This is a genomic window from Hanamia caeni, from assembly GCF_003721595.1.
Lineage (GTDB): Bacteria > Bacteroidota > Bacteroidia > Chitinophagales > Chitinophagaceae > Ginsengibacter > Ginsengibacter caeni.
Map to the genome: position 1 here is coordinate 21283 of NZ_RJJR01000025.1, position 23771 is coordinate 45053.

The window sequence follows — 23771 nt, forward strand, 5'->3', positions numbered from 1 at the left end:
AGGGTGCTTATTATTCACATCAAAACCGTCGGGCTTATTCATATTGTTTCATCAGGTTGTAAAGAATTTTTTTATCCGCGTCCGTGATGGTGGTGCAACTGTCTTGTTTTTCAAAATGGCGCTTAAAAGCCACAATAGCTGCAGAAGTATCTTTAATTGAATACCCTATAATCCTTAGCGCCTGCAATGGATTAAAATTTTCAGGAACGGAAACTGCTGTTGTATCTGTATACCACAAACCATAACCCTGCCCGGCCAGCAAATCCCAGGGAAAATTTACATTCGGATCATTTTTTCTTGTTGGAGCAATATCAGCGTGGCCAATAAAATTGGCTGCCGGAATCCGGTATCTGGATTTTAGTGTATCCAGCAACGTTAGTAAGCTGTTGATTTGCGCTGCAGGGAAAGGCTCGAAACCGTTATTATCCAGTTCTATCCCAATGGAAGAGGAATTAATGTCTTTGTCATTTCCCCAGGAAGAAACTCCGGCATGCCAGGCGCGCAGATAATCGTTGAGCATATGATGAACAGTTCCATCTTTACAAATCACATAATGCGCGCTTACCTGTGTTTGCGGCAATGTAAAAGTTCCAAGGGTTTGCTCGCAACTGTTTTGCGCGGTATGGTGGATGATTACAAAGTCGGGTTTGCGCAATCCAAAATTCGTGGTTCCTGCCCAGCTTCTTTTAGTATAAAACTGATCTTTAGGTATCTGCTTTATTTCTTTTGAAAATGCCCTTGCCTGTTTTTTGTAAACCCTGTTAGTAGCCGCAAATTTATTGGAAGTGCAGGCAATAAAACAGGATAAGAAAAACAGGATAATACAGTATTTTGGGTTCATAATTTTTGGCAAAAAAGGGTAAGTAAAGTAGCTACAGGTAAAGTGGCCAATGATAGTATCTTAATAACATTCAACTAATTTTTATCTTTTACATATTTCTTCTATACTGGCCGCCCACTTCATACAAGGCATGAGTGATTTGGCCGAGCGAACAATATTTCACCGTTTCCATTAATTCGGCAAATAAATTTCCATTATTGACCGCCACATTCTGCAAGCGTTTCAGCATTTCATCACTTTTATCTTTATGCATTTCATGGAACTCTTTTACATTTTTTATCTGCAGATCTTTTTCCTTTTTTGTACTTCTAATCACCTCAAGCGGAAGCACCGTCGGCGATCCTTTTTTATTCAAAAAAGTGTTTACACCCACAAGTGGAAGCGCTCCTGTATTTTTTAATGATTCATAATATAAGCTTTCTTCCTGAATTTTATTTCTCTGGTACATTCTTTCCATAGCACCCAGCACGCCGCCCCTTTCAGAAATCCGGTTGAATTCAGCCATTACGGCTTCTTCAACGAGATCAGTTAATTCTTCAATTAAGAAACTTCCCTGGTTAGGATTTTCATTTTTTGCAGTTCCCAATTCACGATTAATAATTAATTGAATTGCCATTGCGCGACGCACACTTTCTTCTGTTGGCGTTGTGATGGCTTCATCGTAAGCGTTTGTATGAAGGCTGTTGCAATTATCATAAATAGCATACAACGCCTGCAATGTGGTACGAATATCATTGAAATCAATTTCCTGTGCGTGTAAACTTCTGCCACTCGTTTGAATATGATATTTCAACATTTGCGAACGGGAATTGGCTTTATATTTATACTTCATCGCCTTCGCCCAAATTCGTCTCGCCACTCTACCGATTACAGAATATTCGGCATCCATTCCATTGCTGAAAAAGAAAGAAAGATTGTGTGCAAAATCGTCAATCTTCATTCCGCGGCTCATATAATATTCTACATAAGTAAAACCATTCGATAAAGTGAATGCAAGCTGTGTGATAGGATTGGCGCCGGCTTCAGCGATATGATAACCGCTGATGGATACCGAATAAAAATTTCGCACATTATTTTGGATAAAATATTCCTGGACATCCCCCATCAGTTTCAATGCAAATTCCGTGGAGAAAATACAGGTGTTTTGCGCCTGGTCTTCTTTTAAAATATCAGCCTGCACAGTGCCGCGAACAGAGGATAAAGTTTTTGCTTTTATTTCTTCATAAACATTTTTATCCAAAACATCTTCACCGCTCAAACCCAGCAACCGCAAGCCCAATCCATCACTTCCTTTTGGCAAATGGCCGGTCATTTTTCCTATTTGAGGATACACGGGCTCATCGTTGATGCCGATATATTTTGGAAGATCGTCCAGGTTGAATTTCGATTCAATAATTTCGTTTACGCGTTCCCGTAAGTTGTGCTCAATAATATATTTTTCACATTGCTGATCAATTGCAGCATTTAAAAAAAATGCCAGTAACATGGGCGCTGGCCCATTGATTGTCATGCTTACAGAAGTTTTAGGGTCGCATAAATCAAATCCACTGTACAATTTTTTCGCATCGTTTACTGTCGCAATACTAACGCCGGAGTTGCCAACTTTTCCATAAATATCCGGGCGCACTGCCGGATCTTCGCCATATAATGTGACGCTGTCAAACGCGGTGCTCAGGCGCTTTGCAGGCTGTCCAAGACTTACATAATGAAATCTGCGATTGGTTCTTTCCGGGCCACCTTCGCCCGCAAACATTCTCGTTGGATCTTCTTCTGCACGCTTCAGCGGAAACACGCCAGCCGTGTACGGAAATTTCCCGGGAAAATTTTCCTGCAACTGCCATTGTAAAATATCGCCCCAGTCTTTAAATTTTGGAACCGCAATCTTTGGAATTTTGGTATGAGAAAGAGATTCAACAAATAAAGCTTGTTTGATCACTTTTCCTCTTACATTGTATTCAAAAAATTCTTTTTGATAAAGAGCAATTGTTGCTTTCCATTCGTCCAATAATTTTTTTGATGAAGCAGATAGTTCTTTTTCAACTGCTGATTTTCTCGCTTCCAATTGCTGTATAAGAATTGAGGTTTTTTCTTCGTCGGCCCCTAAATTGTTTTTAAGATTTTGAATGGTTCCATTTAGCTGATAAAGCTGTGTTGCAATAGCAGACTGTTCTTCAGCCATTTTATTGTAATGCCCAATCTCTTCGGCGATTTCTGCGAGATAGCGAATCCGTTTGGCTGGAATAATTGAATGATTACGACTTTCGCTTCCTGGAGGCGCCTCATATTTCTTCCAATCGCGCCCGGTTCTTTGATTAACTTCATCAATGATTTTGTTGAACAACTGATTGCACCCCGGGTCATTAAAAGTAGAGGCAACTGTTCCGATCACGGGAAGATCCTCATCTTTTGCCGTCCACAAATTATGGTTGCGTTTGTATTGCTTTTTTACATCGTGCAATGCATCGAGAGCGCCAGCTTTATCAAATTTATTGATACAAACAATGTCTGCATAATCGAGCATATTAATTTTTTCTAACTGAGAGGCAGCGCCGTATTCAGGCGTCATAACATACAGGCTTATATCACAAAAATCCAAAATGGAAGCATCACTTTGTCCGACGCCCGCACTTTCCAAAATGATAAAATCATAGCCCGCAACTTTGCAAATATCAATTGCTTCCTGAACATAATTGCTTAATGCTTTGTCATGCTCTCTTGTCGCAAGAGAGCGCATATAAGCACGCGGGTGATGAATCGAATTCATACGGATTCTGTCTCCCAATAATGCGCCGCCGGTTTTTTTTCGTGATGGATCTATAGAAATTACTGCAATCGTTTTTTCAGAATACATGCTTAAAAAACGACGAACAACTTCATCAGTAACAGAAGATTTTCCTGCGCCGCCGGTTCCTGTGATTCCCAGGACTGTCGCCGCCCGGCTCGTTACCTCCGGAAGTTTTTTACCATTATCATTTTTATTTATAATTGTATTTAAAATCTCAACATTTTCGCCATTCTCCGCTTTTGTAATTGAAGTAGCGACCAATTTAATATCTCTCCATTCGCTCAAAATGTGCTTATCATGAAAATTGCCAACTCCACCGTTTATTTTGGTAGTAGTAGTTTTTGTTTCTTCTTTTAAAGGGTTTAGGAAAAGGCTGCTCTTCTCCACTACATCTTCAATCATTCCTTCCAAACCCATTTTTCGCCCATCGTCAGGAGAATAAATTTTTGTGATTCCGTAGGCTTCCAGTTCTGCGATTTCAGCGGGCAAAATTGTTCCGCCGCCACCACCAAAAATCTTGATATGCTCATAACCATTTTGATTCAGCAGATCTTTCATGTATTTGAAAAACTCTATGTGGCCACCCTGGTAACTTGTAATGGCAATGGCGTCTGCATCTTCTTCAATAGCACACTCCACAATTTCATGCACGCTTCTGTTGTGGCCAAGATGAATGATCTCAGCGCCTTTGCTTTGCATAATTCTTCGCATAATATTAATAGCCGCATCATGACCATCAAACAAAGAAGCAGCAGTTACGATTCGTAGTTTACGATTTTTTTTATCCGGCATAAATTTTTGGATAGTTCATTACATAAATTAAAAACCATTGATTTTTGACCCCTGGTAAAATTACAACTAAAGAAAAAGAAATATATTAAGTACTTTTTAAAAAGAAGGCTGGACCAGCATTTCTTGGTCACTGCTTTTGTGTAGACATAAGCGATACAGCGAAGCAACAAATAACATGGATTTTTATTTTACAACACTTGCTTATATATTCTGAAAGTATAATTCAAAGATGCTATTCTATTTTTTTGTAAGTGTAGAACCCCTTTATTTTTTTATTAAAATATTCGCCGATAGACGAGGCACGAAGCAAATTTTTAAACTTCGTTTTAGGAACGCCCGCATAATCGTATATTTTTCCTGTCGTAAACCAAACCCTTAAAGTTTTGATTTTTTCATCGTAGCCCAATGCTTCGGCGGTAGAAGAATTTACAAGTTGCTTTTTCATTTTTTTACTTCTTTAAACTCTTTCAGGACGGCACAGATACGAAAACATCCCAGAAAAATATTTATTTGAAGCAAACAATTTTAATTCCAAACTTGTAAGAAATATCTTACTTTAATTCATCTTAAAAGTAAGCGCTGCAAATTCTTCAACGCTTAATGTTTCCGCGCGGCGATCAAAAAATTTATTATCAAGAAGTTCTTTTGGAATCAGGCTTTTAACGCCATTACGCAAGGTTTTGCGTCGCTGGTTAAAAGCGGTTTTAACCAACGTCCAAAATGCTCTTTCACTTTTTACCGCCAAAAAAGTCTCGCGTCTTGTTAACCTGATCACGCCACTCTGCACTTTTGGCGGCGGCGTAAAGCATTCATTTCCTACAGAAAATAGATATTCCACATTGTAATAATATTGCAGAAGCACACTTAAAACGCCATAAATTTTGCTACCTTCTTTAGCGGCAGCCCGCTCTGCCACCTCCTTCTGGAACATACCGATTATAACAGGAACATATTCTTTCCATTCCAAAACTTTAAATAAAATTTGTGTTGAAATATTATAAGGAAAATTTCCAATGACGGTAAAAGGCTCATCAAACGGACGTTCCATTTCTAAAAAACTTTTATGAATGAGATGATTTTCTAAAGAAGGAAATTGCTTTAAAAGATAATTCACTTTTTCTTGGTCCAGCTCGACAGCCTTGAAATAAATGCCGGGAATTTTAACCAAATGTTTAGTAAGCGCACCGCCACCAGGTCCCACCTCCAGTAGGTTTTTAAACGGATGTTGCATCAAAGCGGCGATAATTTTTTCAACTACTTTTTCATCTTTTAAAAAATGCTGGCCGAGAGATTTTTTAAGTGTATGCATGAGGTGCAAATTAAGTATAAGTTTATTGGCTCGGTGGCTTAGTAGTTTTATTATTTTATTGGTAAAATTCAAAGAATATAATTGCTGATTATTTGCTTGTTTACTATAATTTAAAAACGAGAAATTGTTCGTGAGGGAAAATTTATTATTCCTTTTTAATTTGTATTTGTGTTAAATTTGAAATGCTATGCAATCATTGGAGTTACATAAAATTTATACACCTGAGGAATATTTCAGGATTGAAGAAGCAGGAGCCTTGCGTCATGAATTTATTAATGGCAACTTAATTGAAATGTCGGGAGCATCAAGAAAGCATCATAAAATTTGTAAAAACCTTTTACGGATTTTAGAAAGTCTATTGACTGAAAAAGGATATGAAGTTTTTATAGAAAACATGAAAGTGAAGATAGAAGATGAAAATCAATACTATTATCCGGATATTTTTATAACAAAAGAATCAGAAACAGAGGAAAATGAATACGTTCAATTTCAGCCTGAGTTGATTGCCGAGGTGTTAAGCGAAAGCACAAGAGCAAAAGATTTGGTAGATAAATTTATTCAATACAGGAAAATAAAAACGTTGGATTATTATCTTGTTGTTGAACCAGAAAAATATCTGGTTCTCTGCAATTTCAAAAAAGATAAGGAAGAATGGGATATGATATCCTATACAGAACCGGAAGAAATTATCGCCCTTCCCAAATTGAATATTTCTATATCCATGAAAGATATTTATAAAAAATAGCGGAATATAAATCTGGCTTATTTATTCCTTTACTGTAATTTTCTCATTGTACATTTTTACATTTTTTACGAATTGATTTATTCAACCAAAGGGATTGTTTTACGAACCATTAAATATGGGGAAACGAGCATCGTTGTTTCCATTTTTACTGAATTATTCGGCATCCAGACTTATTTGGTACCCGGCGTTCGAACGCCGGGTAAAAGCACAAAGGCTTATTTATTTCAGCCATCCTCTTTATTGGAAATGCAGGTTTACCACAACGAATTAAAAAATCTACAGCGGATAAAAGAAGTAAAATGGAGTATTCTTTATAAAAATATTTTGAGCGATGTTATTAAAAATTCTATAGCGCTTTTTATGGTTGAACTGCTGCAAAAAACCCTGAAGCAGCCCGAAACGAACGAAAATCTTTTTCATTTTTGTGAAGATGCTTTTTTACATCTTGATATAGCTCGAAAAGAAATCACCGCGAATTTTTCGGTTTATTTTTCTATCCGGATAGCGCAGATTTCCGGGTTTAGTTTACAAAATAATTATTCGGAAAAGAAAAATATCTTTAGTATAAAAGAAGGCTGTTTTGTTGAAGAAAATTTAGCGGCCGCAGAATTTATTACTCCGCAACTAAGTCGCGACTTTTCTGAAATACTTAAGGCCATTCATCCAAATGATTTGAGCGAGATAAAGATGAACGGTAAAACCAGGAGTGCCATGTTGAAAACTATGGAAAGCTTTTATGGATGGCACATTCCTGAATTTGGTAAAATGAAAACTCTGAATGTCCTGTCTGCTATCTTATCCTGATTTGGAAACTATTGCTCAATAAAAAAATTCGCTTATTTGTTCATCCACTGTTTACAATAGTCTTTTGACCTTTGAGTCTTGAGTGATTTTTTTACCGTCTGCATTTTCAATCAATAATATGCCGGGTGTTTTCCCCTTTTCAAAGCTTCCCAAATCGCTTTCCATTTGCAGCGCCCGCGCGCCATTTATAGTGGCCCATTTCAATAAAGTTTCTGTTTCAATCTCCGGAAAATTTTTGCTTATCGTTTTTAATTCTTCTAAAATACTAAGTTGATGATTGGAAGCAAGACTATCCGTTCCTATAACAACGTTGAGATTATTTCTTAAAAATAAATCTACCGGAGGCAGTGTATCTTCTATATATAAATTTGCATTGGGACAAACACAAAAAGAAACCAATTGTTTATTATTTCTTTTAGAAGCAATAAAATCAAGGTCAGCCTGCGTGGTAAAAGTATTATGAACCAAAATTAAAGAGGCTGTAGAAGAGAAATAATGAAAATAGGTTTGAAGGCTTCGAAGTTTTTTAGGGTGATAAAACGAATTATCAATATTCATTTTTTTAAACATTCTTAAAAAATCGCCTTGGCCTTTTTGAAAAAACAAATCTTCTTCTTCCGATTCCTGGTTGTGAATTGTGATTGTTTTGCCGCTAAAAAATGGAATAATCTTTTGCCATAAAACATCAGAAACAGAATATGGCGCGTGAGGAACGATGGAGGCTATAAGTTTATTTATTTCAAATTGCTTTAGCGCAAGCATTCTTTTTTCAAACCTGGCTTCAGCAATTTCAGGCAGCCATCCACTGATTTCAATAAAATTATAATAATGCAGGTTAAGCTTGATTTTTTGAGAAAGAGTAATGGAATAATTACAAATGTCGCCTACCGCTACTATCCCATTCCTAATCATTTCATTCTCCGCAACCGCTATCGCACGCAAAATTTGATTGTCTTCAAAATACCTTTTTGAAACTACCTCAAATACAAAATCTATTAACCCTGTTTTTTCAGGAATAATAGTTTTCAGATGGGAAAGTTCAAGGTGGCAATGGGCGTTGATAAATCCGGGGCAAATAATTCCTTTAAAAATTTCGATATCGCCTGAAACATTTTTTGCATCGGCGATCGCTTCAAATTTTCCTGTTTCCTCAGTTATTAAAACTTTTCCTTTCGCCAACTTATCATTTGTAAATAGATAATCAGCTTTAAACTTTCGATATGGCATGTAAAAACTATTAGGTTAATTTTGCCCACAATTAAAAACAGAAGGGTAATTTTTTCTACATCAGATGGTACGCAATTTACCCAATCGCTAAATAATCAACATCAAAAAAAAGATTTATGCTGGAAAAGTTGGAAGCAATAAAGGCACGATTTGAAGAATTAGCTGTCGCATTAACCAATCCTGAAATTGTTAGTGATAATAAAAAATATAAACTATTAAGTAAGGAATACCGCGATTTGGAAAAAATCGTAAATCTACGAAACCAATACGCAAAAACCCTTGATGACATTGAGTTTAATAAAGAGGTAATCAATAGCGACGATGAGGAAATGCGGGATATGGCAAAGGAAGAATTGCCCCGTTTGATGGCAGAAAAAGAAGATTTTGAAAAAAGGATTCGCACTATGCTGATTCCGAAAGACCCGCAGGATGAAAAAAACTGTATCCTTGAAATAAGGGCGGGCACAGGCGGTGACGAAGCTTCACTTTTTGCCGGTAACCTTACAAGAATGTACTTGAAATTTTGTGAATCGAAAGGATGGAAAACCGCCATACTTAGTGAAAATGAAGGCACTGTAGGCGGCTACAAAGAAATACAGATAGAGGTTAGCGGCGAAGACGTATATGGAACTTTGAAATTCGAAAGCGGCGTACATCGCGTTCAGAGAGTGCCTGATACCGAAGCGAGCGGCCGTGTTCATACAAGCGCTGCCACTGTGGCTGTGATGCCTGAGGCCGAAGAGGTGGATGTGGAAGTGAGGGATAGCGATGTGAAAATGGAGACTGCAAGAAGCGGCGGCGCTGGTGGCCAGAACGTAAATAAGGTGGAAACAAAAGTAATGTTGACGCACATCCCTACGGGGTTAGTAGTAGTTTGCCAGACCGAAAGAAGCCAGCTTGGAAACCGCGAAAAAGCCATGCAAATGTTGCGCACGAAATTATACGAAGAAGAAGTACGCAAGCAGGAAGAAGAAATATCCCGTCATCGAAAAAGCCTGGTGAGCACAGGAGACAGGTCTGCCAAAATAAGAACCTATAATTTTCCGCAGGGCAGGGTGACAGATCACAGAATTGGCTTGACAGTATATAACCTTGAAGAAGTCTTAAATGGTGATTTACAGGAATTTATTGATGCACTTCAATTTGCTGAAAATGCTGAAAAGCTTGCTCACCAATGATTTCCGGCTTTCAAAATGTGCGAATCAGCAGTAAAAAGACATTTGAAACTTTTTTCTATTTTCGCATTTTGTCACAAAAAATTAAAATTGTGGGCAATTTATTCGGATTAGATTTTTGTTAACACATTCGTTTATATTTTTGGCATGTGATTTGAAATATATAATTCAACAACATTAAATTTCAATTTTCTCATAAGCAGTTAGTTTTGGTAAACGGCCCCTGTTTCTACAGGGGCCTTCTCTTTTTTTGAATTAGTTCCTAAAATAATTTTTTGTTAAGCCACATACATGAAAGAGGAAATAAAATAAATAAGATTATATCAGTACTAACTTTGCCACGGGTTTTATCCTTTTGAATTTTTTATTCAAAACAAATGAGCAATAATAAGCCGACTCAAATTTTTCAAACAGACAAGCCCACCCGTTGGAAAAGATTTAAATGGACGGGACGCCTGTTGCTGATGATTGCAATCTTCTTTCTTGTAGTGTTGGGAATAGCGTTGTACAGCGGGTCTTTACCTAATGTACCTAACCTCCAGGCGAAAGCAAGGGAATATCAATCTTCGCTTGATCCGTCAAATCCATTAGTGCTTAAGAATGCTCAAAATATAAAATACAAAGGGTTTAAAGATTTCTTACTCAACAAGCTGAAAAAAGATTCATTAAAAAAGAATACAAAAAATGCTTTTTCGAAAGTAAATTCCTTATCCTTAATAAGAGCAGCTTTTTATACGCCGTGGAACGCTAAACTTTCATTGGACGATCTTGAAAAAAATGCGGATAAAATTAATACCATCTTTCCTGAATGGCTTTTTATTGATACTGTCACTCACCGCTTGCAAACAAGAATAGACAGCGCGGGATTAAAAATGATGAAGCAAAATCATCTGCGGATTATGCCCATCCTTTCCAACTTCAATTCTTCTAAGAAAGACTTTGATGGAAAACTGCTGAACAAAATTTTAAACGATTCTATCCTCCAAAAAAATTTTATTCAGCAAATAGTTGATACACTTTCATGGTACCAGCTTGCCGGTATCAATGTAGACTTTGAAGAACTGGACGAAAAATCCAATGCACCGCTTACTTCCTTCCAGCGACAGTTATACAACGCGCTGCATGCTAAAAATATGCTGGTGAGTATGGATGTAGAACCCAAGAATGAGGATTATGATTATAAAAAGCTTTCTGATTACAATGATTATATAATCCTGATGGCCTATGACGAATACAATGGTTCTACGGGGCCGGGGCCCATCAGCGCTCAAAAATGGATTGAAGATGCCTTATCCTGGACTTCGGACAGAATTAACCCTGAAAAAATTATTTTAGGCGTTGGCGCATTTGGTTATAGCTGGACGGATGGTAAAATTGATTCGCTTCCTTTAACTTATAATGAAGCCATCAACAGGGCAAAAACAGTAAATGCAAATATTATTTATGACGATGATTCTTACAATCTTCATTATAGTTATATCACCCAAAGCGCTGACGACTCCACAGATATTCAAAATCATGAAGTATGGTTCACGGATGCTGCCACCACTTTCAATATTTTGCGTTTCAGTGATGAATTTCCGACCGCAGGAACTGCACTGTGGCGATTAAGCAGCGAAGACCCCAGAATTTGGAAATACTATAACCGCAGCCTCAGCAATGATTCACTTGATAAACATCCTTTCAATTTCGACTCTCTGAAAACAATGCCTGTTGTAATAAACAGTGTTATCTTTCAGGGTGAAGGCGAAGTATTGGATATTTTATACTCTCCCCAACAAGGGAAGGTCAGTCTTGAAATTGATTCTTCTGAACAATTAATAGCTGAGCAAAAATATCTTCAGCTTCCTTCCGGATATGTTATCAGGAAATTTGCAGAAGATACTACCGTGGGCAAAGGCCATAAATTGATTCTTACTTTTGACGATGGCCCCAGCGCAGAATGGACTCCAAAAATTCTTAGCATTCTTGAACGCAAAAAAGTACCTGCCACATTTTTTGTAATAGGCATTAATGCGGAACAGAATATTCCTTTGCTACAGAGAGAATATAAGGATGGTTTTGAAATAGGCAACCACACTTTTACGCATCATAATATTGCTGAAATGAGCCTGTCACGGGCTGCCTTGGAAATGAAATTAACACGGCTCTTAATTGAAAGTGTGACAGGCCATTCCACTATTTTGTTCAGAGCGCCATACAATGCAGATTCGGAGCCGCAGACTTATGACGAGTTAGCTCCAATTCAAAGAAGCAGGGATGAAAATTATCTGACCATCAATGAGAGCATTGATCCCAATGATTGGGCCCCCGGAGTTTCTGCAGATTCCATCGTAGCCAGGGTAATCAGGCAGGAAGAAGCCACCAATGCAAGCATTATTTTGCTACACGACGCCGGTGGTGATACACGCGAAGCCACGGTAGAGGCGCTTCCCAGAATCATCGATTATTTTAAGAAAAAAGGATATGTGTTTACGAACGTTTCAGACCTGATGGGCAAAACCAGGGACCAGGTGATGCCAGGCGTCAGCAATGCCCGTGACAGATGGACAAGAAAGTTCAATTTTTTTCTTGCCGAATCTACGTACTGGGGCGGGCAGATTTTATTCACACTATTTATTATTGGGATATTGCTTTCTATTGGCCGGATGATTTTGATGGCGCTTCTGGCAAGCATTCAAAAAAGAAAAGAACAAAATGCGGCAACCACTTTCACGCCGTTTTTATCTGGCGATGAAGAAAATTTTCCTTTAGTAAGTATTATAGTTCCTGCCTATAACGAAGAGGTAAATTCTATAAGAACCATAAATAGTCTCTTATCGCAGAATTATCCGAAGCTTGAGATAATTTTTGTAGATGATGGTAGCAAGGACCATACTTTCGAAATAGTAAACGAACATTTTAAGCAGAATTCTAAAGTGCACGTTTTTAGTAAAATAAATGGCGGGAAAGCGTCGGCGCTCAATTTCGGAATTGAGAAATCAAGTGGGGACTTTGTAGTTTGCATTGACGCAGACACACAATTGAAATCTGATGCCGTTTCGCTCCTGATGCAAAAATTCGATTCAGAAAATGTAGCGGCTGTAGCCGGAAATGTAAAGGTGGGCAATGAAGTGAACATGATTACCATCTGGCAAAGTATTGAATACATCACTTCACAAAACTTTGACAGGCGCGCTTTTGACCTTTTGAATTGTATTACCGTGGTACCGGGCGCTATTGGCGCGTTCAAAAAAGAAGCTATTATTTCCGCAGGAGGATTTACAACGGATACACTCGCTGAAGACTGTGATCTGACCATGCGGCTGCTGAGACAAGATTATGTTGTAAGGAATTGCACCGCGGCAATTTCATATACTGAAGCCCCGGAAACTTTCAAACAATTTTTGAAACAGCGATTCCGCTGGAGCTTTGGGGTGATGCAATGTTTTTGGAAACACAGGGACACGATTTTCAATTCAAAGTATAAAAATTTTGGCATGATTGCGATGCCTAATATTTTGATTTATCAAATCATATTGCCTATTCTGGCGCCTCTTGCGGATTTGATTTTAGTGTTCAGCTTATTAGCAGCCTCTTTTGGAATTGTGGTAGCCAGCATACCCCATATCATACTCTATTATTTTATTTTTACGCTGGTGGATATCGCCGGAGCTGCCCTTGCCTTCGCTTATGAAAAGGAAAATGCAGTTAAATTAATCTGGATGCTTCCACAAAGATTAGTGTACAGGCAGTTGATGTATTATATTTTGCTGAAATCTTTTAATAAAGCAATAAAAGGTGAAATACAGTCTTGGGGGGCATTAAAGCGAACAGGCACTGTGAAGGAAGTTGCGGTGGTGAAAGTTGAAAATTGAGGATTTGAAATTGAAAAAAAAATAGATGAATAATGTCTTCGGAGAAGTAAGGGAGGAAAAAAATCATGAATACTTTATGAGGCAGGCGCTCCGTGAAGCCTCAAAAGCATTTGATAAGGATGAAGTGCCTATAGGAGCCGTAATAGTGATGAATAAAAAAATAATCGCACGGGGGTATAACCAGGTAGAAGCTTTAAAAGATGCGACAGCGCACGCTGAGATTATTGCACTTACATCAGCATTTAATTTTTTAGGCGCAAAATATTTACCTGAGGCAACTATTTATGTTACCCTGGAACCGTGCGCTATGTGTTGCGGCGCATTATTTTGGAGCAAAATTGCCAGGGTGGTGTATGGCGCATCGGATCCAAAACATGGAGGCATTTCTCTTCATAAACGTCTGCTACATCCCAAAACGATAGTTGAAAAAGATGTTCTTTCGCAGGAATGCCTCGGGTTAATCCAAAACTTTTTTATCAAAAAAAGATAAGGCTGGCCTGGAGTTTGCGAAATTGTATGCTGCAATTATTTTACGCAAAGCGGAAACTATTTGCGATATTTTGGGCACAGGCTTATTTTGTGATATACATTAAGTAAATTTGTTACCTACATTTATTAACAATTTAAATCATATTTAATTATGGCATTTACATTACCGGATCTTCCTTACGATTATAACGCACTGGAACCCCATATAGACGAAGAGACTATGCATATCCATCATGACAAACATCACCAGGGTTATGTAAATAATCTTAATAAAGCAATAGAAGGTACCGAAAACGCCGATAAAACGCTTGAAGAATTAATTAAAAATGCAGGAAGTCTTAGCACGGCCATCCGAAACAATGGCGGCGGACACTGGAATCACAGTTTTTTCTGGGAAATACTTTCACCAAATGGGGGAGGAAAGCCGGAAGGAAAACTCGCAGCGGCAATTGATGAAGCGTTTGGTTCTTTTGACGCAATGAAAGAAAAATTTAATGCTGCCGGAGCTTCCAGATTTGGAAGTGGCTGGGCATGGCTTGGTGCTTCCGGCGGTAAACTGACTATTTGTTCCACCCCTAACCAGGACAATCCTCTAATGGACGTTGCGGAATGCCAATGTACACCGGTATTAGGCTGCGACGTTTGGGAACATGCTTATTATTTAAAATACAAGAATTTAAGAGGAGATTATTTGAATGCATTCTGGAACATAGTAAATTGGAAAAAGGCCTCAGAGAATTTCGAAAATGCGAAATAGTTACAATTTTAATGAATGGCAGGCCGCCCGGTTTTTCGGGCGGCTTTTTTTTGATAACAACTTTTTGCCCAAAATAAAAAATCGCAATATTTATGCTTTCACTGCTGCCTTTTACTATGGCATCATTTTATGCGGATATTAATGAAATAATTATAGATTATGATAAAAAAATATGTTGACAGCGATAAAAACTGATAAAGCCAGGCTGAGATATTATGCTAAACTTTTTTAATGGCACTGACTTTGTGCTGGTCAACATTCAAAAACAGAGAATTTATTTAAAGGCCTGATGAATCGGGTCAAAAAATTATCCCAAGGAAAACCAGCATAACCGGAGTTCAATTGAGTTCCGGTTTTTTGTTGCTTTACTGCCAGGTAGCCTGCTCAAATTTTGCATATAATATAATAAATCATAATCTCTTTCGTTAATGAGATATTAATTTATTGTATGAGCCCCATAACCAATTTCCTGTTTTCCCACGTGCTTTCGCCAAAATTGAAAGTTTTCATTCTAAAAATAGCCCGTCACCCGGATTATTATTCAAACTTATATAACAACAAGGCAAAACGAAGATACCGGCATCACAATAATATGTGGTAAGGCATTGCGGAATTTACGGAAGATAAAATCAGGTGAATTTGCTATTTGAACAAATATTTAAATGTTTTTATTTTATACTCTTAAATTTTTATTCATTTAAATTCAATTATCATGAAAAACAATGCTTACGAGAGCAAATCTGCTTTTTCAGTTTTTCTGAAAAATTTTACGAGGAATTTTGTAGCCTTATTTGAATCGGGCAACAAAAGAGATTTCCAAAGGTTAAAAGATTTTATAACTTCTTAAATATTTTTTAGCTGAATAGATATTCTACATCCTCTTTGGTCAGGCTTTTTACAAAAGACTGATCATCTGAAATCAATTCTTTTGCAAGGATACGTTTGCGTTCCTGTAATTTTAGAATTTTGTCCTCAATCGTATCCTTGCAAATCATTCTGTAGGCAAAAATATTTTTTGTTTGACCGATACGGTGCGTACGATCTATAGCCTGTTGCTCTACTGCCGGATTCCACCACGGATCCACGATATATACATAATCGGCCGCTGTAAGGTTGAGCCCCACTCCACCCGCTTTTAACGAGATAAGAAATACGCGGCAATTTTCATTGGTTTGAAAATTCTGAATTGCTTTCTCCCTATCTACAGGGGATGTGCTTCCATCAAAATATTCGAAGTCGATGCCGTTTTTCGTTAATTCGCTCCTGATAAGCGCAAGCATCCCGAGAAATTGAGAAAACACCAGCGCTTTGTGTTCACCAATATTTTCGGTTATTTCCCGCATCAGTTCTTCCAGCTTGATGGAATCGTTAGGATATTTTTCTTCTTCATTTAAAATGGCCGGGCTGTCGCAGATCTGGCGTAGTTTCATCAATCCCTGCAAAATCGTGAGCTGTGAACGGCCGACTCCCTGTTCATCTATTACGCCCAGGATTTTATTGCGATAAGCATTGCGATAGCTGTCGTACACGGCCCTTTGCGCAGCTTCCATTTCACAAAATAAAATCGTTTCTGTTTTTTCCGGCAAATCCTTCGCTACCTGCTCTTTGGTTCTTCTCAGGATAAAGGGATACAACAATTTTTTCAAATGCTCTTTCTGCTCCTGTTCACCGAGTTTATCAATAGGTGTTGAAAATTCATTTCTAAAAAATTCTACTGTGCCGAGCAGACCGGGGTTTAAAAAATTCATTTGAGCATAAATATCAAACGTATTATTTTGAAGCGGTGTACCGCTCATGCATATACGGTTTTGGGCTTTTAGCAAACAGGCAGCACGCGTAACCTTGGATGCCGGATTTTTTATCGCCTGTGATTCGTCGAGGATTACGTAATCAAAATTAATTTTCATCAGCATTTGCACATCGCTGCGCAAAGTGCCGTAGGTAGTGATGATAATATTTTCATTGCCAAAATCTTCTTTGCTTTTGGCGCGGGCATTACCATGATGAATCTGGTGCGAAAGAGAAGGTGTAAACTTTTGAATTTCGTTTTCCCAATTATATATCAGCGTGGTAGGGCACACCACCAAGGCTCTTAAGTTTCCTTCTCCCTCATAAAAATGCTGAAGAATGCTCAGCGCCTGCACTGTTTTCCCGAGGCCCATATCATCGGCGAGTATTCCGCCCCACCCTACTGTGCGGAGGTAATTTAACCAGTGAAAACCAGAGAGTTGATAAGGCCGTAATTTGCCTTCCAAATGAGCAGGAATAGGCACCTCCGGTATACTTTTAAAATTCCGCAGGCGCTCATACTTTTCATCAAGCTCAAAAGACAGCTCATTTTCATCACGTTGCTCATACAATTCATCTATCACGCTCAAATGAAACTTTGATAACCGGAGATTATTATTTCTTCCTTCGCCTACTTTAAAAAGCAGCGCGTATTTTTTTATCCATTCATCGGGCAATATTCCCAATGTGCCATCATTCAATTGCACAAAAGATTGCTTATTGGAAAGCGCCTTTTGAATTTCAACAATACCAATTCTTTGTTCGCCGAAAGCCAGTTCTACTTTGGCATCAAACCAATCCATACCGCTGCTGAGATGAATGTGCGTAGAAGGTTTGGCGGTATTAAACCTGAAATTTTTAAGTGCCTCGAATCCATAAACCGGCACTTTCATTTCGTGCATCGCATCCACAAACAGGAAAAACCAATTGTTTTTTAATACATCCACACCTTTCAGCACAAGACTTTTATTTTGAGACTGGCTGATAAACTGCGAATGAAGGCTCGCCAGTTTCTCAATAAAATGCCTTTCGGCTTCTGCATTTCGCTTTACCATCAACACTTTATCATTATCCGGAACAATAATCGTGTCCTTATCACCCGGTTTTACACTGAAACCTTTATAGTTAAAAACCGGCTGGAATAAAAGATAATCGCCTTTTTCAATTAGCATCACGCTAATATCAGGCTGGCCTTCTTTTGTTTCTTTAATTAATGATTTATCAAACGAAACAGTATACTCATCTGTAAGCGGGATTATCATTTCCTTCAAAAGCTGCGGCCATTGCTCCCGGGGGATTTTAAGCGGATTTCTGAATTTTTCCGCAATCAAAACCTGCTCAGATTTATCCCATAAATACAATGTTTTATCATGCATAAAAAGCAAATCACTTTTCCACTCATTTTCAGAAATGCCGGCCTTCTCATGGCCTAGAACGATTTCTGTTTCCAGCGTGTAATCGCTATCACCAGGCGCCACTTTAAATTCTATAACAGGAGTAATAGCGGATATATCAACGCGTTCCAGGTTTTGGGTTGAAAAATTTTTGCCCCGCGGTAAATGAAATACCGGCTTATCCTCATTCTCTTTAAATATCCTTTTGAGCTTTGGATGAATAAACTCTGCCATCAGCATTTTCGTTTCCTGCGGCAATTCATCTTTTTCATCGTAGATAATATTTTCCCAATAACCACTAAATGGCGAATTGCGATTGAGGTATTTATTAATTTCTACCTGCTGTAGTTTCCTTCCTAATTGCAGCAATTGTTTATCGCTTTCGCTAAAATCGGAACTATTTATAAATTTTGAAAGATCCAGCTTTTCCATCTTTCCAATGAACTCATTTTCTTCCCTATTAAATTCACCCTGCACCACATCTACCGACACGAAAGGAAATAATTTTTCATTTGCATTAAACACAAGCGTCAGGTGCTTGGCCACGGTAAATGGTCTTGAAACGGGCGCAGAAAATTTAGGGCTTTCTTCCACTTCCGTAGCTATTGCTTCTTCATGAACCGGCTTATTTACAGGAGCGGAAATTCTCCTCACCGAAGGGTCAATTACCTTTAAAAAAGGCTTGCCATCTTTATATATCCATTCAAATTTTCCCGAAAGGTCATCATTAAGCGTATAGCCATATCCCTGCAGCAATTTATTTTTTTCTTTATCCCAGTTGCGGATGCTGTCAAAATAGTTAGGGCCCCAATTATTCAGTAAATGAAGAAATAATGCTGTTTTATGTTTGCAGAGCAGATGCTCGTCATCATTGCAGGTGCATGAAGTGTCAAAATTCCGTTCCTCATTCTTTTGTAAAATAATATGAAACACCGCACCGTTAACCTCAAGATCAGCTTCTACCCTTTCATCGGCGGCTATAAGAATATTGCATTTATTCTTTCTTAAAATTTCTTCTGCTTCGGTATAATTTTGCATGCCCGTAAGCATCCTTATCATCTTCAGGTCAATAAATTTAATCTTAACAACCGTATGTTTTTGATTAAAAACAGGTGCGCTGTTGCCGGATTCAAGAAGATTTTTATCCACCAGGTCCTGCAACTGCATTAAAGCCGCTGCTTCGTGGCGACAGATATCACTGATATTATAAGGGCAGGAACAATGAATGGTAAAAGATTTCGGCTCATCATATTTTTGTATTTGAACCTTATAAAAGGTAGAATAACTATCATCTTTTACCCGAAAAGTCACCGAGTGGATTAGCTCATCGTTGTCAACCAGCTCAACAAAACGCTGTGAGTAAATCTTTTTGCCCCGGCGAATCACTTCATCAGTTCCAGAATTGTATATGTATTTAATAAAAAAGGGTAGTGCCAAAAAAGTAAAATTTAGAATAAATGCCCGATTACACGATTTCTATTGTGAAAAAAGCAATTTGCAAAAATAAAGAAAATTTAAAAATTGCCGAAGGGCAAACCGTTATTTCGGGAGCGTAGCCTGAAAATTAAGATAGTTTTTAGCCCGCTATGAGCCTACCTGCTGAATACAGGCTGAGTACGTTGGCGTTATCTTCGGTGAGACAAAACTTAATATCTTCCAGCAAGCCATAATTCATCAAACGATGATAATGGGAAGCGTTTTTTTCTTTCATAAAATTTAAAAGATCGCCATTTGCCTGCAGATAAAGGCTTTCGGCAATCATCGCGGCATCGCAATTAATATCAAAATGTTGCTTTATCCGGTTTACAACTGCGCCGGCAAAAAGGGTATCTTCAATATTTACCCGGTTTTTCCACGCAGCACAGGCCAGCATTACATTTGATTTTTTTTTTACCAGGTAGTCGCAAACAGAAGAAATATTACAGAATGAGCCGGTGATTATAGCATTGGCGTTTGCAGCCAGCGCTACATGTAGCAATTTAGTGCCGTTGGTGGTGGTAAGCACCAGGGTTTTTCCTTTGATAAAATCCGCAGAATATTGCAGTGGCGTATTTCCATATTGCAAGCCTTCTGCGATTTTACCATCCCGTTCTCCGGCAGTAATTACTTCCATTTGTTTTCCTAACTTGATACAACCAGCAACGCTATCCACCGGAATTACTGATTTTGCGCCGTTATACAATGCAGCCGCAATAGTAGAGGTAGCCCTGAGCACGTCAATTATGACCACCGTGCTGTCCGAAATGTCATACAAGTTTAACAGCGACGGCGACAACACTGTATTTAATGAAGGAATTTCTTTCTTACCTGGTCTCATTAGCAGAAAAATTTGTTTTAAAAGCCGGATTTACTCAAATGGCATTTTTACCACTTTTGCCGGTACCATTTTATCCCTTATTTTAATAAAAATCTCAGTGCCTGCCTTTGCATATTCCAATTGAACATAAGCCATGCCTATTGCCTTACGAAGAGAAGGCGATTGTGTTCCACTTGTAACATGCCCAATGACTTCATTGTTTTGATTTAGCACCTCATAATCATGCCTTGGAATACCCTTTTCTGTCAGTTCAATACCTGCCAGTTTCCTTTTTATTCCCTGAGCTTTTTGTTTTTCCAAAACCTCCTTACCGGTAAAGTCTTTATTGAATTTTGTTATCCATCCCAGGCCTGCTTCCAGCGGCGAGGTGGTATCGTCAATATCATTTCCATATAAACAATACCCCATTTCTAACCTTAATGTGTCACGCGCAGCCAGGCCAATGGCTTTTAATCCTTTGCCGCTTCCCGCCTCAAAAATTCTATTCCAGATTTTATCCGCATTGCCTTCCTTGTTTTCAAAATAAATTTCTATGCCGCCGGAACCCGTGTATCCTGTTGCGCTGATTAAAACATTATCTACGCCGGCAAATTTACCTTTTTGAAAAGTATAATATTTCATATTCAGAATGTCAACTTCTGTCAGCGGCTGCATCATTTTTGCAGCATCAGGCCCCTGGATAGCCAATAAGCAGGTCTTGTCTGAAATGTTATGCATCTCCACATTTTCAGTATTAAACGCTGAAATCCAGTCCCAGTCTTTCTGAATATTTGAAGCATTCACCACCAGCATATAAACTTTGTTTTCCTCAATACAATACACAATTAAATCGTCTACTATGCCTCCCTCTTTGTTCGGCAAGCAGCTATATTGAGCTTTGCCTGCAGTTAATTTTGACGCATCATTACTGGTAACCCTTTGAATCAGCTCTAATGCTTTTTCACCTTTCAAAATAAATTCACCCATGTGGCTTACATCAAAAACACCCGCGTTATTCCTTACCGCCAGGTGTTCATCGTTAATGCCGGAGTAGCTTATAGGCATATTATACCCCGCAAATTCAGCCATCCGGGCGCCAAGTGCGACGTGTTTTTTAGTGAATGGGGTATTCTTCATATTTTATGGCGTTGCAAATTTATAGCAAAATAAAAATGGATATAATAATGCGCATTCGTAAAGAAAATGACGCTCACAAAAGTTCCTGCACGTTTCCCCCTGCTATCACGTTGATTAACTCATTATGAATTTTTCCGTTTGTGGCTACGATGCCGGGCTGATAAGGTGAATAGGGATCTCCTGCAAGGTTAGTTACTTTGCCGCCGGCTTCTTCCACTATTAAAAAACCGGCTGCGCTGTCCCAGGCATGAAGCTCATGCTCATAAAATCCATCGAAGCGGCCAGCAGCCACCCAGCAAAGATCCATTGCGGCGCTTCCTAATCTTCTTACAGGAATCCCTCTCCTGATCAATTTTGAAAACACTTCTATTGGCCCGTACTCTTGCTCCAGGTAGGTGTAGGGAAAGCCGGTAACAAGGCAACTCGTTATTAATCTCGTTTTTGAGCTCACAAAAATTTTGTTGCCATTCAAAGTAGCGCCCTTGCCTTTTTCAGCAAAATAAAATTCTTCCATAAGTGGATTATACACCGCCCCCATCAACATGCTGCCATTATACTCAAGGCCAATGCTCACACAACACAAAGGGATTCCGTTGGCAAAATTTACCGTCCCGTCTATTGGGTCGATTATCCATTTATATTCGCTGCCTGCTTCTTTTTCGCGGCTTTCTTCACTGACAATTCCGTCATCCGGGAAGTCGTTTTTAATGATACTTCGAATTGCTTTATCCGAAGCAAAATCAGCTTCCGTCACCAAATTATTCACACCTTCTTTATGGCTTATTGTAAACTTTTGATTAAAAAAACTTTTCAATTGCTCTGCACCTGCATTGACCGCAGCTATTAATGTTTCTCTATGCATGGTGCAAAGATTATATAATTTGTTCGATTAGCAGAAACAAAAGATTTGCGTTTATTTGAATTTCAAGTCTGTTATTTTAGTTTTAAATTGCCCCGGTTGAATGAGAGCGCAGTGAAAGCACAAAAAACTATAATTCTTATTTTACCAAAAAACCAATTTGATCCCGGCATTGCAACTTTCTGTCATCATAGTAAATTATAATGTAAAATACTTTTTAGAGTTGTGCCTGTTATCAGTAGAAAAAGCGCTGAAAAATATTGAGGGCGAAATCATTGTAATTGATAACAATTCCGCAGACGGAAGTTTTGATTTTTTCAAAAACCGCTTTCCAAAAGTCACTTTCGTTTGGAACAAAACCAATACCGGCTTTGCAAAAGCAAACAACCAGGCGTTGAAAATTGCAAAAGGCGATTTTATTCTGTTTCTAAATCCGGACACCGTGGTGCCGGAAGATTGCTTTGAAAAATGCATTCTCTTTATTCAATCAAAAAAAAGTGATATAGCATTGGGCATTAAAATGATTGATGGCTCGGGCCAATTTTTAAGAGAAAGTAAAAGGTCATTTCCTACCCCGGCAACGTCGTTTTATAAACTTTCGGGGTTGTCAAAATTATTTCCAGGTTCCAAAATCTTTTCACGCTATCACCTGGGAAATTTAAATGAAGATGAAACGCAACCTGTAGACGTTTTGGCGGGCGCCTTTATGCTGGTCCCTAAAAAAATTCTTGATATAACAGGAGGTTTTGATGAAGCATTTTTTATGTATGGTGAAGATATTGACTTAAGCTACCGTATCCGAAGCGCAGGATTTGTAAATTACTATTTTGCACAAAGCACCATCATTCATTTTAAGGGCGAAAGCACGCGCAAGGGAAGCATTAATTATGTGAAAATGTTTTATAAGGCAATGAGCATTTTCGTTAAAAAGCATTTTCGTCAAAGGCCTGCATGGCTATACAATTTTTTTCTGCATGCGGCAATTTTTTTACGGGGTGCTGCTTCTGCCTTTTCAAGAATAATCAAAATCAATACGGAAAAGAAACAAAAACTTTCTTTACCCTCAAAAGTAATTATTGCAGGGAGTGAAATGGAATTCACCATGGTAAAACGTCTGTTGGAGAAATCATCCCAAAATAAGATTGTATCAGGAAGAGTTGAAATGGGCAAGATTAGTAAACAAAATATCATCGCCGGCTTTCCTGCCTTGCAACATGCGCTGTCCGTTTCATCCGCTGAAGAAATTATTTTTTGCGAAGGAGATCTTTCGTTCAGAGAAATTATTTCTGCGATGCGGATGATTCCACAAAATATCGCCATCAAAATATTTGCAAATGCAAGCCACTCTATCGTAGGCAGTGCTAACAAAGACGAGTGTGGAGAAGTTATTTTAGAAAAAGAAAATCCATTTTATCCGGCACAATAAATAGTCAACCCTTAAAAACCAAATTTAAGATTTAAAGAGCTGAAGAATTCTCCATTTTTTGTTTTAATAAGTTTGTAAAGAGTTTGAAAA

Annotated in this window: 16 protein-coding genes; 7 read left to right on the forward strand and 9 right to left on the reverse strand. The window is 38.3% G+C overall.

The genetic code is table 11. From position 1 onward, the window contains the following. Positions 1–34: 34 nt before the first annotated feature. The 4 genes from EFY79_RS20180 to rsmA all read right to left on the reverse strand — a co-directional run bounded on the left by EFY79_RS20180 (position 35) and on the right by rsmA (position 5727). The gene (locus EFY79_RS20180) at positions 35–841 is read right to left on the reverse strand and encodes an N-acetylmuramoyl-L-alanine amidase (RefSeq protein WP_123122565.1); all 807 of its coding nucleotides are present in this window, start codon (positions 839–841) and stop codon (positions 35–37) included. A gap of 88 nt (positions 842–929) precedes the next feature. Then, a complete protein-coding gene (locus EFY79_RS20185; RefSeq protein WP_123122566.1) occupies positions 930–4418 on the reverse strand; it encodes a methylmalonyl-CoA mutase family protein in 3489 nt (1162 codons plus the stop codon). Between the two features lie 232 nt (positions 4419–4650). Then, positions 4651–4863, reverse strand: a complete 213-nt coding sequence (locus EFY79_RS20190) for a KTSC domain-containing protein (protein ID WP_123122567.1) — start codon at positions 4861–4863, stop codon at positions 4651–4653. Between the two features lie 111 nt (positions 4864–4974). Next, positions 4975–5727 (reverse strand): 16S rRNA (adenine(1518)-N(6)/adenine(1519)-N(6))-dimethyltransferase RsmA, encoded by a 753-nt coding sequence (gene rsmA / locus EFY79_RS20195; RefSeq protein WP_123122568.1) that lies wholly within the window; start codon positions 5725–5727, stop codon positions 4975–4977. Between the two features lie 187 nt (positions 5728–5914). Here rsmA and EFY79_RS20200 point away from each other — a divergent pair, with 187 nt between their 5' ends. Together EFY79_RS20200 and recO are read left to right on the forward strand one after the other, a co-directional pair. Beyond that, positions 5915–6472: a Uma2 family endonuclease gene (locus EFY79_RS20200; RefSeq protein ID WP_123122569.1), complete on the forward strand. Its 558-nt coding sequence runs from the start codon at positions 5915–5917 to the stop codon at positions 6470–6472. A 72-nt stretch (positions 6473–6544) separates the two neighbouring features. Continuing rightward, positions 6545–7276 (forward strand): DNA repair protein RecO, encoded by a 732-nt coding sequence (recO, locus tag EFY79_RS20205; RefSeq protein ID WP_123122570.1) that lies wholly within the window; start codon positions 6545–6547, stop codon positions 7274–7276. 51 nt (positions 7277–7327) lie between these two features. Here recO and EFY79_RS20210 read toward each other — a convergent pair whose 3' ends face one another. Then, positions 7328–8503, reverse strand: coding sequence for an amidohydrolase family protein (locus EFY79_RS20210; RefSeq protein WP_123122571.1), 1176 nt, complete (start codon positions 8501–8503; stop codon positions 7328–7330). Positions 8504–8619: 116 nt separating this feature from the next. On the opposite strand from EFY79_RS20210, the gene prfA reads away from it, so the two are divergent. The 4 genes from prfA to EFY79_RS20230 all read left to right on the forward strand — a co-directional run bounded on the left by prfA (position 8620) and on the right by EFY79_RS20230 (position 14781). After that, on the forward strand, positions 8620–9681 hold the full coding sequence (gene prfA / locus EFY79_RS20215) for a peptide chain release factor 1 (RefSeq protein WP_123122572.1): 1062 nt from the start codon (positions 8620–8622) through the stop codon (positions 9679–9681). Positions 9682–10055: 374 nt separating this feature from the next. Further along, entirely contained in the window at positions 10056–13535 is a 3480-nt protein-coding gene (locus EFY79_RS20220; RefSeq protein WP_123122573.1) for a glycosyltransferase, read from the forward strand. Between the two features lie 25 nt (positions 13536–13560). Beyond that, positions 13561–14025, forward strand: coding sequence for a nucleoside deaminase (locus tag EFY79_RS20225; protein ID WP_123122574.1), 465 nt, complete (start codon positions 13561–13563; stop codon positions 14023–14025). 150 nt (positions 14026–14175) lie between these two features. Further along, positions 14176–14781: a superoxide dismutase gene (locus EFY79_RS20230; protein ID WP_123122575.1), complete on the forward strand. Its 606-nt coding sequence runs from the start codon at positions 14176–14178 to the stop codon at positions 14779–14781. Between the two features lie 854 nt (positions 14782–15635). Here the strand turns inward: EFY79_RS20230 and EFY79_RS20235 are convergent. From EFY79_RS20235 to EFY79_RS20250, 4 genes are all read right to left on the reverse strand, one after another. Further along, a complete protein-coding gene (locus EFY79_RS20235) occupies positions 15636–19400 on the reverse strand; it encodes a DEAD/DEAH box helicase (RefSeq protein WP_123122576.1) in 3765 nt (1254 codons plus the stop codon). A 139-nt stretch (positions 19401–19539) separates the two neighbouring features. Next, on the reverse strand, positions 19540–20280 hold the full coding sequence (locus EFY79_RS20240) for a 2-phosphosulfolactate phosphatase (protein WP_123122577.1): 741 nt from the start codon (positions 20278–20280) through the stop codon (positions 19540–19542). A gap of 30 nt (positions 20281–20310) precedes the next feature. After that, on the reverse strand, positions 20311–21396 hold the full coding sequence (gene gcvT / locus EFY79_RS20245) for a glycine cleavage system aminomethyltransferase GcvT (protein ID WP_123122578.1): 1086 nt from the start codon (positions 21394–21396) through the stop codon (positions 20311–20313). Between the two features lie 73 nt (positions 21397–21469). Continuing rightward, entirely contained in the window at positions 21470–22258 is a 789-nt protein-coding gene (locus EFY79_RS20250; protein WP_123122579.1) for an inositol monophosphatase family protein, read from the reverse strand. Positions 22259–22415: 157 nt separating this feature from the next. Here EFY79_RS20250 and EFY79_RS20255 point away from each other — a divergent pair, with 157 nt between their 5' ends. After that, positions 22416–23681 (forward strand): glycosyltransferase family 2 protein, encoded by a 1266-nt coding sequence (locus tag EFY79_RS20255; RefSeq protein ID WP_123122580.1) that lies wholly within the window; start codon positions 22416–22418, stop codon positions 23679–23681. The last annotated feature ends 90 nt before the right edge of the window (positions 23682–23771 follow it).